The sequence below is a fragment of the Accumulibacter sp. genome, assembly GCF_036625195.1.
Taxonomy (GTDB): domain Bacteria; phylum Pseudomonadota; class Gammaproteobacteria; order Burkholderiales; family Rhodocyclaceae; genus Accumulibacter.
In genome coordinates this window covers 2,436,979-2,451,458 of sequence record NZ_JAZKUG010000001.1, presented here as the reverse complement: position 1 = coordinate 2,451,458, position 14,480 = coordinate 2,436,979, and the positions used below count along the sequence as shown (strand labels likewise).

The 14,480-nt window shown below is 63.9% G+C and carries 16 protein-coding genes; 10 read left to right on the top strand and 6 right to left on the bottom strand.

The features are described 5' to 3' along the window. Positions 1-167: 167 nt before the first annotated feature. A complete protein-coding gene (gene orn, locus V5B60_RS10860) occupies positions 168-713 on the bottom strand; it encodes an oligoribonuclease (protein WP_332347016.1) in 546 nt (181 codons plus the stop codon). Between the two features lie 44 nt (positions 714-757). On the opposite strand from orn, the gene V5B60_RS10855 reads away from it, so the two are divergent. From V5B60_RS10855 to V5B60_RS10840, 4 genes are read left to right on the top strand one after another with little or no spacing between them, the layout of a single operon-like run. Next, positions 758-1,996 carry a M48 family metallopeptidase gene (locus V5B60_RS10855; protein ID WP_332350530.1) on the top strand — a complete coding sequence of 413 codons (1,239 nt, stop codon included), beginning with the start codon at positions 758-760 and terminating at the stop codon, positions 1,994-1,996. Between the two features lie 28 nt (positions 1,997-2,024). Beyond that, complete coding sequence (locus tag V5B60_RS10850; protein ID WP_332347015.1) at positions 2,025-2,366, top strand: 4a-hydroxytetrahydrobiopterin dehydratase; 342 nt, start codon at positions 2,025-2,027, stop codon at positions 2,364-2,366. Then, the gene (rsgA, locus tag V5B60_RS10845; protein ID WP_332347014.1) at positions 2,363-3,229 is read left to right on the top strand and encodes a ribosome small subunit-dependent GTPase A; all 867 of its coding nucleotides are present in this window, start codon (positions 2,363-2,365) and stop codon (positions 3,227-3,229) included. Before V5B60_RS10850 ends, rsgA begins: the two co-directional genes overlap by 4 nt. A gap of 21 nt (positions 3,230-3,250) precedes the next feature. After that, the gene (locus tag V5B60_RS10840) at positions 3,251-3,529 is read left to right on the top strand and encodes a polyhydroxyalkanoic acid system family protein (RefSeq protein WP_332347013.1); all 279 of its coding nucleotides are present in this window, start codon (positions 3,251-3,253) and stop codon (positions 3,527-3,529) included. Between the two features lie 38 nt (positions 3,530-3,567). On the opposite strand, the gene V5B60_RS10835 is transcribed toward V5B60_RS10840, so the two are convergent. Further along, positions 3,568-3,828 carry an acyl-CoA-binding protein gene (locus tag V5B60_RS10835; RefSeq protein WP_332347012.1) on the bottom strand — a complete coding sequence of 87 codons (261 nt, stop codon included), beginning with the start codon at positions 3,826-3,828 and terminating at the stop codon, positions 3,568-3,570. A 76-nt stretch (positions 3,829-3,904) separates the two neighbouring features. On the opposite strand from V5B60_RS10835, the gene V5B60_RS10830 reads away from it, so the two are divergent. Then, positions 3,905-5,416, top strand: coding sequence for a wax ester/triacylglycerol synthase family O-acyltransferase (locus tag V5B60_RS10830; RefSeq protein WP_332347011.1), 1,512 nt, complete (start codon positions 3,905-3,907; stop codon positions 5,414-5,416). 85 nt (positions 5,417-5,501) lie between these two features. On the opposite strand, the gene V5B60_RS10825 is transcribed toward V5B60_RS10830, so the two are convergent. The 4 genes from V5B60_RS10825 to V5B60_RS10810 all read right to left on the bottom strand — a co-directional run bounded on the left by V5B60_RS10825 (position 5,502) and on the right by V5B60_RS10810 (position 9,098). Further along, a complete protein-coding gene (locus V5B60_RS10825; protein ID WP_332347010.1) occupies positions 5,502-6,275 on the bottom strand; it encodes a hypothetical protein in 774 nt (257 codons plus the stop codon). Positions 6,276-6,324: 49 nt separating this feature from the next. Continuing rightward, positions 6,325-6,972: a TetR/AcrR family transcriptional regulator gene (locus tag V5B60_RS10820; RefSeq protein ID WP_034933181.1), complete on the bottom strand. Its 648-nt coding sequence runs from the start codon at positions 6,970-6,972 to the stop codon at positions 6,325-6,327. A 109-nt stretch (positions 6,973-7,081) separates the two neighbouring features. Continuing rightward, complete coding sequence (locus tag V5B60_RS10815) at positions 7,082-8,299, bottom strand: patatin-like phospholipase family protein (protein ID WP_332347009.1); 1,218 nt, start codon at positions 8,297-8,299, stop codon at positions 7,082-7,084. 205 nt (positions 8,300-8,504) lie between these two features. Beyond that, entirely contained in the window at positions 8,505-9,098 is a 594-nt protein-coding gene (locus tag V5B60_RS10810; RefSeq protein ID WP_332347008.1) for a phasin family protein, read from the bottom strand. A gap of 177 nt (positions 9,099-9,275) precedes the next feature. Here V5B60_RS10810 and V5B60_RS10805 point away from each other — a divergent pair, with 177 nt between their 5' ends. From V5B60_RS10805 to V5B60_RS10785, 5 genes are all read left to right on the top strand, one after another. Then, positions 9,276-11,261 (top strand): SDR family oxidoreductase, encoded by a 1,986-nt coding sequence (locus V5B60_RS10805; RefSeq protein ID WP_332347007.1) that lies wholly within the window; start codon positions 9,276-9,278, stop codon positions 11,259-11,261. A 157-nt stretch (positions 11,262-11,418) separates the two neighbouring features. Next, complete coding sequence (locus V5B60_RS10800) at positions 11,419-11,838, top strand: ProQ/FINO family protein (RefSeq protein ID WP_332347006.1); 420 nt, start codon at positions 11,419-11,421, stop codon at positions 11,836-11,838. A 101-nt stretch (positions 11,839-11,939) separates the two neighbouring features. Next, the gene (locus tag V5B60_RS10795; RefSeq protein ID WP_332347005.1) at positions 11,940-12,500 is read left to right on the top strand and encodes a hypothetical protein; all 561 of its coding nucleotides are present in this window, start codon (positions 11,940-11,942) and stop codon (positions 12,498-12,500) included. A 214-nt stretch (positions 12,501-12,714) separates the two neighbouring features. After that, positions 12,715-13,086: a hypothetical protein gene (locus V5B60_RS10790; RefSeq protein ID WP_332347004.1), complete on the top strand. Its 372-nt coding sequence runs from the start codon at positions 12,715-12,717 to the stop codon at positions 13,084-13,086. A gap of 347 nt (positions 13,087-13,433) precedes the next feature. After that, positions 13,434-14,417, top strand: a complete 984-nt coding sequence (locus tag V5B60_RS10785; protein ID WP_332347003.1) for a glycosyltransferase family 2 protein — start codon at positions 13,434-13,436, stop codon at positions 14,415-14,417. Positions 14,418-14,480: the final 63 nt, after the last annotated feature.

The window sequence follows — 14,480 nt, the reverse complement described above, 5'->3', positions numbered from 1 at the left end:
TGCAGAAATCGTCGCGAGCAGGCCCGAGCTGCGAGGCGCGAGCAGGCGACGACACATCTCCGATGGATAGGCAAGGAGTGAGCGTGTGAGCGACGCCGCAGGTCGATCGCGCAAGAGACCTGTTCACAACATCTGAGCAGTCGGAACGAAGCCGCAGCCTCCTCCGCTTAGGCCCGGATGAAGTTCGCGCGGTAGTACTGCAGTTCGCTGATTGACTCACGGACGTCTGCCAGCGCCGTATGATCGGCCTTCTTTACGAACGCTCTGGCGACCTCGGGTTGCCAGCGCCGGCAGAGCTCCTTGAGCGTACTGACGTCAAGATTGCGATAGTGGAACCATGCCTCCAACTGTGGCATGTAGCGCAGCATGAATCGACGATCCTGGCCAACCGAATTGCCGCACATCGGACTCGCCCCCTGCGCCACGTGCGCGCGCAGAAAATCCAGCGCTGCCGCTTCGACTGCAGCCTCGTCGAGCAGCGATGCCCTGACCCGCTCGATCAACCCCGAACGACCGTGCGTCTTGCGGTTCCACTCGTCCATCGCCGCGAGACAAGAGTCCATCTGGTGCACCACCCAAACTGGTGACTCGGCGATGGTCACCAACTGGTCATCGGTAAGCACCATCGCCAATTCAATGATGCGATCCCGCTCGGGGTCGAGCCCGGTCATTTCCATATCCAGCCAAACGAGGCGATTGTCGGCCTGTGCCATATAATCCGATCTGATCTTGGAAAGCGCCATTGTGTCACAGCCCCATGCCCAACACCTTCTCTCTTTCGTTCATCGTCGCCCTGCTGCTGATGTGCGGTTGCCGACTGTGGCTGACGCAGCGCCAGATGAACTGCGTCATGGCGCACCGGGCAGCGGTCCCCGCCGACTTTGCCGATCGGATCGATCTCGGGGCGCATCAGAGAGCGGCTGACTACACGCTGGCGCGCAGCCGCTTCGGCCGGCTCTGCCTCGTCGTCGAAGTATGCCTGCTGCTCCTGCTCACCTTCGGCGGCGGTCTGCAGGCAATCCACGACTTCTGGTCGCCACGTCTTGACGACTTGGCTTACGGCGTCGCCGTGATCCTCAGCGTCGTGCTGATCTCGGCCGTGGTCGACCTGCCGCTGACGATCCACAGGCAGTTCGTCATCGAAGAGCGCTTTGGCTTCAACCGCATGACGCCAGCCCTGTTTCTCGCCGACCTGGCGAAACAGGCGGTGCTCGGACTGGTCATCGGTACCCCCGCACTGCTCGCGGTGCTCTGGCTGATGGAACGTATGGGACCGTGGTGGTGGTTCTACGTCTGGCTATTCTGGTGCGCGTTCAATCTCGTCTTGCTGCAGGTCTACCCGACCTGGATTGCCCCACTGTTCAACAAGTTCTCGGCACTCGACGACGACACCCTCAGGGCGCGCATCGAAGCACTCCTCGCACGCTGCGGCTTTGCCAGTTCCGGGCTCTTCGTCATGGATGGCTCGAAGCGGTCCAGCCACGGCAACGCCTACTTCACGGGCTTTGGCCGAAGCAAGCGGATCGTCTTTTTCGACACCCTGCTCGCCCGCCTGCAGCCCCGTGAGATCGAAGCCGTACTGGCACACGAACTCGGACACTTCCAGCATCGTCACGTCGTCAAGCGAATGATCTTGCTCTTCGCCATCTCGCTCGCACTCCTCGCCCTGCTGGGTCAGCTGATCAATGCCGAGTGGTTCTTCCGTGGTCTTGGTCTGCTCGACGAGAACACGGCTCTCGGACTGCTGCTCTTCTTCCTCGTCGGCCCGGTTTTCACCTTCCTGCTGACTCCGTTGCTCAGTCTGCTGTCACGCCGCGACGAATACGAAGCCGATCGTTACGCCGCGACGAACGCCTCGGCAGACGGCCTCGTCGCGGCGCTGGTGAAGCTCTATGAGGACAATGCAGCCACCCTGACGCCAGACCCGTTACACTCGCTCTTTTATGACTCCCATCCACCCGCTGCACTGCGCATCGCGCGCCTGCAGACAACCTGAGAAACAGTGACGAGGAGGAGGCCACACGATGTCAGGACAACAGGATCTGGCCGCTGATCGCTGCCGTCCGTTGCGCGGTAATGAGCACGCCATCGACCGGACGCAGGCAACCCAACTGCTCATCGACCTGCCGGGCTGGCAGATCGACGCCACCGGCGTTCTCTGGAAGGAGTTCAGCTTCGACACATACACCGGCGCCATCCTTTTCGTGAACATCGTCGCCGGCTTGGCTGAACGCGAGAATCACCACCCCGATCTCAAGGTTGGCTATGGCCGCGTGATTGTCCGCTACAGCACCCACGACGTCGGCGGGCTGTCGCGCAATGATTTCGTCTGTGCGGCCAAGATCGAGGCACTGGCGAGAATTTGACCGTAAGCGGAACGGTCGTCGCCGCCTACGGGCGACAGTATCGTGTCGAGCTCACCGACGGCGCGACCGTGCTCTGTGTGCCTCGCGGCAAGAAGAGCGAGTTCGTCTGCGGCGACGGCGTCACGATCGACAGGCTCGACTCGCAACAAGGAGTGATCCAGGCACTCGCACCGCGGCAAAGCCTGCTCTATCGCTCCGACCCAGGCCGCGAGAAACTCATTGCAGCCAACGTGACGCAGATCGTCATCGTCGTCGCCACCGAACCGCCGTTTTCGGACGAGCTGATCACCCGTTGCATCGTCGCCGCGGAAAGCCAGGGCATCGCCGTCCTGATCGTCCTCAACAAGTGCGATCTCGAAGACCGGCTGGCCGCAGCGGCCACCATGCTCGCGCCGTACGAGAGGCTCGGCTACCGCGTCCTCCGACTGACTGCGCGGCGCGACGCCGGCCCGCTCACGAAGCACCTGTCGCATCACCTGAGCCTGCTGATCGGGCAATCCGGCATGGGGAAGTCCACGCTGATCAATGCCCTGATCCCGGGCGCGCGCGCCCCGACGCGCGAGCTATCCCACTCGCTGCACACCGGAAAGCACACGACGACACACGCCCGCCTCTATCGCCCGAACCGGCATGCGGCAATCATCGACTCGCCCGGGCTGACCGCCTTCGGGCTGCACCACCTGTCGTCCGCAGAGATTGCGGAATCCTTCGTCGAGTTGCGCCCGCTGCTCGGCAGTTGCCGCTTCCGCAACTGCCGCCACGACCGGGAACCGGATTGCGGCGTCCAGGCTGCGCTGTCACGCGGGGAAATCGATCCACGCCGCTTCGCTGCCTTTCGCGCACTCTGCGCCGAGATCAACTGACCTTCCACGAGGAGCCCTCGCATGAGCGACATCCGCATCCGCCGCCGTCACGGCAAAAGCCTCGCCGAGGCACGCGCCTCGGCCGAACACATGGCGAGCGAATTGAACGAGGAATTCGACCTGAGCTATTCCTGGAGCGGGAATGTCATGCGCTTCAAGCGTCCCGGTGTCTCGGGCGACTTGGCGGTCGACGAACGAGACGTCGCTCTCAACATCCGCCTCGGACTCCTGCTCTTCACCCTGAAGCCCACGATCGAACGAGAGATCCACCGCTTCTTCGACGAGAACTTCCCCGTCTGAAGCACGCTCGGCGCTGCCCGCAGCAGGATTGTCCTGTCTCAGCCTGCCCGCAACTGCTCCACGAGCGCGACGTATTGCTGCATCGCGTCTTCGCCGACAGTGCCCCGCAGCGTTGCCCAGGCATCGAACTTGGCACGGCCGACCATGTCGGTGAAGCCCGGACGCCTGCCGGCGACGTCGCCATCGGTAGCCTGCTTGTAGAGCGCGTACAGCTTCAACAAGGTGGCGTTGTCGGGGCGCTCGGGCAAGGTCCTGGACTGTGCCACGGCGGCCTCGAACTGGGCTTTCAGGTCACTCACGCTGGTTTCTCCGGTTGATGATCGGTTGCGACGGCTTGCTATTATATGGTCTTGAATATTCCCGGGGGTCGCTGCGATGAGCGCGCGCGAACGAGTCTCCAGCGTCGACACCGCTTGGCTGCGCATGGATCGGCCGGAGAACCTGATGCAGATCGTGGGCGTGATGGTGTGCAAGGGCCGCATCGATGACGAGCGACTGAGGCGAACGGTTACGGATCGTCTGCTGCGCTACCGCCGCTTTCGCCAGGTCATCCAGGAAGACCCCGACGGGCTTTGGTGGATCGACGATACCGACTTTGCCATTGCAACGCATGTCCGCCGTTCGCTTCTGCCACCACCGAGTGGCAAGACAGAACTGCAGGAGTTCGTCGCCGAGTTGGCCAGCGCGCCGCTCAATCCGGCAAGGCCACGCTGGGAATTCAACGTCGTGGAAACGGCCGACGGCAACTCTGCGATCGTCATCCGCATCCACCACGTGATCGCCGACGGAATCGCCCTCATTGGCGTCATCCACTCACTCACAGATGGGCGGGCCGATGCGCCACTGCAGACGGGGCAACCGGCGGCAGAGGCAGGCGCGCCGCCGACGCCCAATCGGGGCAACGCGATCGACGACACGCGCTCCGGTATCTGGCGCACGGTGTTCGAGCCGCTCGTCGATCTGGCACAGGCGTCGCTGAGTCTGGGCGGCAACCTCTGGGGGCAGTACCAGGGCCTACGGCGCGATCCCGCAGGCCTGCGGGATTACACCAGCGTAGCCCGGGCCGTCGCCGAGGAAATCGGCAGGCTCGCGCTGATGCCCAGCGACACACCGACCCGTCTCAAGGGAACGGCGTGCACCATCAAGCGTGTCGCCTGGTCGGAGCCGCTACCGCTGGCCGAGATCAAGGCCGTCGGCCAAGTGCTCTCGTGCTCGGTCAACGACCTGCTGCTCGCCGCGGCCGCCGGCGCCTTGCGCAGCTATCTGGTACACAAGGGCGATGCCGTGGAAGGGGCGGAGATTCGCGCCATGGTCCCGGTCAACCTGCGCCGAACAGGTGATGGCGAGGAACTCGGCAACCACTTCGGCCTGGTTGCGCTCGAGTTGCCACTCGGCAGCGACAACCCGCTCGTCCGCCTCTACGCAACGCGCGCCAGAATGGCTGCCTTGAAGGCGTCGTATCAGGCGATGCTGACCTTCGCCCTGCTCGGCGCGGCCGGCATGGCACCGCGGTTCATCGAGGAACAGATCCTCAGACTGCTGACCAGCAAGGCGACGGCGGTGATGACCAACGTCCCGGGGTCAGCCGAAGCGCGCTTCCTCGCCGGCTGCCAGATCGAGCAGCAACTGGCATGGGTGCCACAAGCCGGCGACATCGGCGTCGGCGTCAGCATCCTGTCCTACAATGGCCGCGTCCAGTTCGGCCTCATCACCGACCGGAACATGGTCGACGATCCACAATGGATTGCCGACCAGTTCGGTCGCGAATTCGATAAGCTGCTCTGGCTGGCATTGCTCGAAACACCCGAACGGCTGACTGATCCGCTGCTCGTGGCAGACGACCTGAACGCCCTGAGCAAGCGGCACGACGCCCCCGCAGCTTCCTGAGCCAGCTGCGGCGGTCGCCGCTGCCCGCCTGCTGGACCGCCAGTCTTCGCCCCTCACGAGTCTACGACGACTTCTTGACGATCCCTCAATCGGCGAGTTCGGCCTTCGCAGCCTCGACGTCGAGCCGCTCCATGGCGTCCAGCGGAACGCACGCGGCCGCTTCCTGGTAGAGCCGCTCTGCCTCCTTCATCTTCGCCTTGCCGAACATCAGGAGCAACGCGTTGGCGTACTCGATGCGGGTGATCGCCGACTCAGGGTTGAGTTTCATCGCCCTCTCGAGGAGATCCTTGCCGACATCCTTCTTGACGCCGTAAGTGATGCCACCGACCAGGGCCCCAACCTTGTCGATCACTTCAGCATGATAGGCGCCGAGGGCAAGATGTGCGTCGGCATGCGCGGGTTGCAGCGCCAACGCCTGCGTCAGGCTGTGCTTGATCCTGCCACCCAGCCCCTGTGCCAATGCCTTGACGACCGAGATGCTCTGGCTGTAGCGACCAAGCGCGAAGGCATGCAGATACCATGCATTGGCATCGTCCGGCGTCTGTTCCTGCTGCTCCTCGCAACGCTCCGCCACCTCGTTCAAAAGGCTCAGCTTGCGCTCGTCGTTGGTCTCCAGATAGCTGGCGTAGATCGTCGTCGCCTTGTTGGCCACGTTGTAGCCCGCCCTGCCGCAGGCCAACCCGGCCGCGACCGCCTGCTCGAAATCACCGGCGTGGTAACCCCGCCAGGCATCCTGCAGCCTCGGGTCGGCCGGGAACGGCTCACAGTCGCCACGATGCAGACGTGCCCAGCTCTTCTGCAACGCCGCACCGGCGTGGTTGTACGCCTTGTCGGGATAGGGGAACTTGGTCCATGCCATGGGACATCCTCCTCGATGGAGTTGGGAAAAGACGATCACCCGCGTCGGATCAGGCCGCGAGGTACTCCTGTGAGAGCCTGTCGAGCAGGCCCTTCGATTCGCCGACGAGAAACGGCGACAACATCGCCATCACCTGATGGACGCCACGTCCGATGCGGCCGCTTTCGAGCTTGCCGCGTGGATCACAGGCGTACTCATAGGATAGCCAGTAAGTGGCGATGACCGTCATGTTCGTCGCCAGCGCCCGCAACTCGTCCCTGCTGGCACGCATGGCGCCAGCCAGAACCAGACCCTCGCAGAGCGTCGTCGCAGTCCGCACCTTGTGCAGGAGAATCTGTCGGAAATGGACTTCCAGCAGTCGATTGCGCGTCAGCAGGTCATTCAGGTCGCGGTAGAAGAAGCGGTACTTCCAGATCTGTTCGAAAAGCAGATGCAGGAACAGCCAGATGTCTTCCACGTCGGCGGGTCGCCGGGTGGGCGCAGCGAGCGTGTCCTCGATCTCCCGCTCGAAGACGGCAAAAATCGACTCCAGAATTTCGTCCTTGTTGTGGAAATGATAGTAGAGATTGCCCGGACTGATGTTCATCTCGTCCGCGATGACCGTCGTCGTGACGTTCGGTTCACCGAAGTCGTTGAACAGGCGCAGGCTCGTCTCGATGATCCGCTCGCGCGTACGCCGCTTCGGCTTCCTCTCCATCGGCTCTCCGTGTCGACCTCTCCGCGGAGCTCAGAATAGCACTCTGCGTGATACCGGGGAATCCTTGTCGACCATACCGCCGGCGGGGTGCCGCACCGACGCGGGCGGCTCAGGCGCCCTGCGTCCGCAACCAGCGCTCGAGATCCGTCAGCGAGGCATCGAGCGCGCCCGCGCTCGTCGCCAGATCGGGCCGGCGCTTGTGCGGCAGCAGCGAACGGCTGTGGTCCTTCAGCACACCGAGATTGAGCTCGATGCCGTGGCGGGCAAGGATCGGCCGCAACTCGTGCCGGCGTCGGTAGAGATCGCTGCGCGTCCGCTGATAGGCATGCTCGCAGAGCCGGCTGCGCCCACGATAGCTGAAGACATTGGTGAAGAACATATCGACATCGTCGCGGGTCGGCTCGAACAGGACGACATCGCGGCCCTTGAACTCGTGCCGATAGCGATCCATCCCGGTGCGCATCCGCGAATGGATGATGGCGCGAAAGGTCTGCGACAGAACCACCGGCAGGCCACCGTCGACCAGGTGCTCGGGGGCATGCGGAGGATTCTCGTGCAGCGGTCGCTGGGCAGCGAGTCGCGAGTCGAAGGGTACGAGCGGGTTGATGCAGATGAGGAGTTCGGCACCGGCCTGCAGCGCGACGGACGCGTGCAGGGTCTTGATCAGGGCGCCATCGACGAAGTAGCGTTCACCGATTCGCACCGGCGGAAACAGTCCCGGCAGCGCGGCACTGGCCTGCACCGCGACCGAAATCGGCACGTCGGCGTGCGCAGGCGAACCGAAGGCAACCGACTCACCGGTATCGAGGTCGGTCGCGACGATGAACAGCCGCCGCTTCAGTTGCCGGAAATCGTTCGTGCGGCCACCAGTGGAAAACAGTCGGCGGAGCAGTCGATCGATGCCAGCGCTGTTGAAGACGCCGGCCGGAATGGCATGACTCAGGCTCTGGAAGGCCTCGATCGGCCGTAAATGCCAAGGATCCGACAAGTACTGGCGAAGCGACGACCAGAACAGGACCGGCACTGCCAGCGCCCGCCGCAGGTACTCTCCGAAAGCGGGCCGCAGCAGCATCTCGGGATCGAAGACCTCGTCCGTGTCGTTCTCGACCAGCATCCGCGCCAGTTTGTCGGGCCCAAGCCCGTTGGCCACCGCGGCCGCGATGAAAGCACCCGAACTGACGCCGACGTAGATTCCGAAGGCAGTGAAGTCGACGCCCTCGAACGCCTCTGCCAAAGCTGCCATCGCGCCAACCTCATAGATTCCCCCAACCGGGCCACCGCCGGCAAGCGCCAGGCCAATCATCGGGTACGTCGTCGCAGCGTTCATCGGGTTTTCCTTTGGCGATGGGGAAACGGCCTGCAACCGTCGCTGGCCGACGGCTTCGCGTCGCTAGCGCGGCCAGCAATCCACGGCGGCAAGCCAAGCAGGCCGCGGGCCTGCCCACTCGCGGTCTTGAACCGCGCCCAGGGCGTTGCCCGACCCCGAAACGAGAAGCGTGCAGCGGGACGTAGCGGTCCCGCACGCGAGCAGCTTACTCGCCGGTCTGCGGAATCGTGTTCAGCACGTCAGCCGGCGTCACCGGCGGCGCCGCCTTGACCGCGGTCGGTTTGGCAGCGGCACGGCGTGGTGCCGCCCGCGCCGTCGCGGGCTTGCTGGTGGGAACCTTCTCCTCAAGCCCGGCGGCAACGCTGTCGGTCGCCGGCGCCACCGGCTTGGCGGCGCGCGCAGCCGCCTTCGGCGGGGCCTTCCCTTCGGTCAGCGCCTGCACGGCCGCGCTCAACTCGACGACGCGCCGCGACAGCCGCTCGATATCCTGCTTGCTCGGAACGCCGAGGCTGCCCAGCGCACGCGCAACCCGGTCCTCGAAGACCTGCTCGAGCCGGTCCCACGTACCTGCTGCCTTGCCGGCCACCTGTGCGATCCGCTCGTCGGTCATCTTGCGTGTCCTCGACTGGATGCTCTCGCCTTCCTTCACCAGCGCCTCGAAGACCTTGCCGCCTTCTTCCTGTGCCTTGGCAAAGGCGCCGAGCCCCGCCAGCCAGATCTGTTGGGCCGATTCCTTGACGGTCGACGCCAGTTGGTTCTCGCCCACATCACCAGCCAGTTCCCTGAGTTTCTTGCCCATTTCGGTCTCCTTAAAGACGATAATCAAGAGGTCAACAAGTTTTTCGCTTGCCCTGGAAAGAGAGTCTAGTGACAATATCTAGAGGACGCACACTAAAGGTCTGCGCAAGGTTCTCCAGCTGGGGGTGCTGGAAAAGCACGCAACACGACCACAGACTACCGACATGAGGAGAATGGGATGATCTACTTCGTCACCGGCGCCACCGGTTTCATCGGCAAGCGGCTCGTCGCCAAGCTGCTCGCGCGCCCGCAAGCAACCGTCTATTTCCTGACCCGCGCCGTCGAGCAGCCCCGCCTCCAGGAATGGTACGACTACTGGGGCTGCGACGAAAGCCGGGCCATCCCGATCGTCGGCGACCTGACACAGCCCGAACTCGGTGTCGCGAAGGCAGACGTGCACAAGCTCAAGGGCAGGGTAGACCACTTCTTCCACCTGGCTGCGATCTATGACCTCAAGGCAAGCGCCGAGGACCAGCAGCGAGCCAACGTGGACGGCACCCGCAACACCGTCAGGCTGGCCGAGGAACTCGCCGCCAGGCACTTCCACCTCGTCAGTTCGATTGCCTCCGCCGGCCTCTTCGAGGGACTCTTTCGCGAGGACATGTTCGAAGAAGCGGAGAACCTCGATAATCCGTACTTCCGCACCAAGCACGATTCCGAGGGCATCGTTCGCCGCGAGTGCAAGGTCCCGTGGCGCATCTTCCGTCCGGCGATCGTCGTCGGTGACTCGCGCACCGGCGAAATGGACAAGATCGACGGCCCTTACTACTTCTTCAAGCTGATCCAGAAGATGCGCCGGATGTTCCCGTCGTGGATGCCGACGATCGGCATCGAGGGCGGGCGCATCAATGTCGTGCCGGTCGACTTCGTCGTCGCTGCGATGGACCACATCGCGCACCTCGATAATGAGGACGGCCAGTGCTTCCATCTCACGGACCCGACGCCGATGCGCGTCGGCGACCTGCTCAACACCTTCGCCCGCGCGGCTCACGCACCGGAAATGGCGATGCGCATCAATGCCGCCCTGCTCGGCTTCATCCCGCGCTCGATGCGCAAGGCGATGTTCGCGCTGACCCCGGTGCGGCGCATCCGCGCCGCGGTGATGAAGGATCTCGGCTTGCCCGATGACATCCTCGATTTCGTCAACTACCCGACGCGTTTCGACTGCCGCGAGACGCAGCGCGCGCTCAAGGGCAGTGGCATAGCGGTGCCGCCGCTCGACAGCTATGCCTGGCGCCTGTGGGATTACTGGGAACGGCATCTCGACCCCGACCTGTTCATCGACCGGACGCTGCGCGGGCAGATCGAAGGCAAGGTCGTACTGGTGACCGGTGGCTCGTCCGGGATCGGCAAGGCGACGATCCGCAAGATGGCCGAAGCGGGCGCGATTGCCGTGACGATCGCCCGTGACGCGAAGGCGCTCGACGAAGTCCGCAAGGAGTTCGAGGAAGCCGGGCTGCGCCTGATCACGCACGCGGTAGACGTGGCCGACCCGCAGCAGTGCGAGGCATTCGTCAAGTTCATGAACGAGGAGCACGGCGGGGTCGACATCCTGGTCAACAATGCCGGCCGCTCGATCCGCCGTGGCATCGAGAGCTCCTTCGACCGCTTCCACGACTTCGAGCGGACGATGGAGGTCAACTACTTCGGCGCCCTGCGACTGACCATGGGCTTCCTGCCGGCGATGATCGCCAAGCGCAAGGGCCACGTGATCAACATCTCGTCGATCGGTGTCCTGACCAATGCGCCCCGCTTCTCCGCCTACGTCGCTTCCAAGGCAGCGATGGACGCCTGGGCGCGCTGCGCAGCGTCGGAGTTTGCCGATCGCGGCATCGAGTTCACCACCATCAACATGCCGCTGGTGAAGACCCCGATGATCGCCCCGACCAAGCTTTACGATCAGGTGCCGACGCTGACCCCGGATGAAGCGGCCGACATGATCGTCGAAGCGATCATCCACAAGCCGGTCCGCATCGCCACCCGGCTGGGGATCTTCGGCGCCCTGCTGCACTCGCTGACGCCGAAGGTGGCGCAGATCGTCATGAACACCAGCTTCCGCATGTTCCCCGATTCCAGCGCAGCCGCGCACAAGCCGAACGAGCCCGCGCCGCAGACGGCGGATCAGGTCGCCTTCTCGCAGATCATGCGCGGCATCCATTTCTGATCGGCTGTCGGCTGCATTCGTCCTGGCGTAGCGCCGCGCGGGCATCGGCGATGCGCCGGACGATCGAGGCACGGCGCTTGCAGTGCGATCTGCCGGCCCCTTCGAAGCATATCCATGGCACCCACCACGCCAAGCCCGTTTTCGGACACCGATCATCATGACGACGCCGACCACGAAACCCGGCCCGGAGAGCGACCCCCGCCAACTCCTGAAGGACTTGCAGGAACGCTTCCCGGTCTTCCGCGAATGCCAGGCGCTGGCGATCGGCATCGACAAGCAACTGCTGACTTGCGTGCCGGGCGTCGATCGCAGAACGCTGCGCATTGCCCTGGCGATGCATACAAACTCTTTGCGCTACCTGAAGACGCTGGCGGGAGCAAGCGACCGCCTTGGTCTCGATGGCCAGAAGAGTGGCGAGGTCACCGAGGCACACCGCGGTCATGCTGCCAAACTGGTGAAGGAGCGGCTGCGGAAACAAGCGGAAGAACGCAAACAGCAGCGCGCAGCGGAAGAACAGGCACGGCGGACCAGCGAGAAACTGGGCCTGCTCGTGGAGAAGTTCAGCCGTAGCCGTTAGCCACTCCCCGGCCGCCTCGCGCTCCCACCGCAACGAGAACCGCCGTCGCGGATGTGCGGCGGAACGCAAGCAGCCCGGACAGCTCAGTGTGGCAGGAAATCATGGATCACTTGCTCAAGGACAGTACGACGATCGAGCTCTACGCCTGGCTTGATGACGATGCCGAACTGCCGGGGTGGGATATCCTGGTCGGCAATCCGTTCGGCCGCTCGTTGCCGGAAGACCAGTTCACGACGGTTCAGAACTACTTCGCCGAGTACCATCTCGAGTATTTTCGGCAACGCCTGTACGGGCAGTTCCCGAGCCGCCTGCATGCCCTGCTGCTCTTCGCCACCCGCATCGACGCCGAAACTTTTCGCCACAAGCACCCGGCGCGTGTCTTCGGCAAGGCACTGGTGCGCGCGCGTAGCAAGGGAGCCTACGTCTGCTCCTTCCATGACTCGAGCTGGCTCGACTACCTGCGGCTGCCGCACAGCCTCAGCCTGGCGGCCCTCGACGAGATTGCCAACCACTACTGGCGCGGCGCCCTGGTCGAGGAGGTCGGCCTGACCTTCCTCAATGAACGATGGCGCGAACCGCCGGTCATCGAAGCCCTGTTCCAGGGCACACTCGAAACCGTCACTCGCCGCGCGGAGAGTGGCTGGCTGCCCGGGTTTTCGTGAATTCGCAGCGACGTCGTTGCAGGGATGTGACACGGTCCCGCCGGGTTCCTGGATGACCAGCGCCCGGCAGGCGAGAATGTCGGCCCTGCAAAGATCCTGCGCCGGACTGCCGATGCGGCGGCCGTGCGCGGAAACACATGGCCGTCTTTCCTTGTCGGGATCGGCTACCAGAGCATGACTGGGCGCGCTGGTGTACGGGCGGCTGGTCTCCGCCATGACGCCAGCGACGCTCATCAATCCGTCCGTGGTGGGCGGACCGATGACGGACGTCGGCGCTGGTTCCGTCGTTCTCGGCGCCTGTTCGCTTGACCTGTGCGCCCGGATCGGCACCAACGTGTTCGTCAATCCCGCGTGTTCGCTGTCGCACGATTCCGAAGGGGGAGACCACTGCTTCCTGGCACCCGGTGCCGTGATCGCCGGCAGTGTGCTGATCGAGGAAGGTGTGTTCCTGGGCGTCCGGAAGGTCGTCTCGGACGGGATCCGCATCGCGTCCGCGGTGCGCACCGGCGCCGGCACTGTCGTCGCACACGACTTGGACGCGCCCCGCCTCTACGTCGGCACGCCAGCCCACCGCGTCCGCGACTGAAGCGCTGTCCCGAGACCAGTCCAACCTGGCGACGCGGCTTGCTCCGACGCCACTCTGGTCGCAGCCTTGACGAGATCGGCAGGTCGCCGCAGTCGAGTGACCGGATGCGACGCTGGCCGATCCGGTCGACTCTCCGTACGGCAGCGGGCGCAACTCGCGGCGACAGGTCGCAAGGTCGACAGGTCGACGGCATGGTTAAACGCGTGATTTATTTGGCTGGATGCATACGATCCAGGCGTTATCATTGGCAGCATCCGGATCGGTGAACCGCGACTGCAAGACCGCAGCCGCCCATACCGGTCGCCACAGCATTCGCCATCGATACCATAGTGGAACAGCCACCGACCATGCCTAGACCGTTGCACGCGCTGATCCAGGGCCCACCGCAACCGATCGTTGAGGCGCCACGACCACAGATCAGCATCGTTTCCACCCTGTACCGTTCGCGGCCCTTTCTCGAAGACTTCCTCGACGGCTGCCTCGAGGCTCTGCGCCGGCTCGCCATCAGCGACTTCGAAATCGTCCTGGTGAACGACGGCTCGCCTGACGATTCCCTGGACTACGTGCTGGCACGCCGCCACGACTTGGCGGAATTGGTGGTCGTGGACCTGTCACGCAATTTTGGCCATCACCATGCAATGCAGGCGGGCCTGCGGCAGGCACGTGGCGATCTGGTGTTCCTGATCGACTGCGATCTCGAGGTCTCCCCGCTGAGCCTGTGTTCATTCCACGACAAGCTGCGCGAGACCGACTGCGACATCGTCTTCGGTTATCAGGAGAAAAGAAAGGGGAGCTGGTTCGAACAGGTCAGCGGTGGTCTTTTCTGGAAGGGTTTCAACCTGCTGAGCGAAACCAGGATTCCCGAAAACATCGTCACCGAGCGCCTGATGAAGCGCCGTTTCGTCGACGCCCTGCTGCAGTTGGGCGACCACAATCTGTTCCTCGGCGGAATGATGAGCTGGACCGGCTTTCACCAGATTGGCATCGCAGTAGGCAAGAGCCAGCGTGAGGGAGCGAGCACCTACACGCTCCTGAAGCGCGTCAGCCTGATGGTCAACGCCGTCAGTTCGTTCTCGGCGCAGCCCTTGGTCTGGCTGTTCAACTTTGGCGCCCTCGTCACCGCAGTCAGCTTTTCCTACGTCATCTACCTGGTGATCAGAAAGCTGCTGTTCGGCGATGCCCTGATCGGCTTCACCTCGGTCATGGGGCTCATGGCGCTGAGCCTGGGAATCCTGACGATGGCCGTCGGGCTCGTCGGCGTCTACCTGGGCAAAGTCTTCACCCAGGTCCAGAACCGACCGAACTATATCGTCAAGGACATCCACCGGTGAGGCGTTGCGCTTCCACCCGTCGCTCACCGCTGCGCCACCGGACGCCACCCCCCGCGATCACCG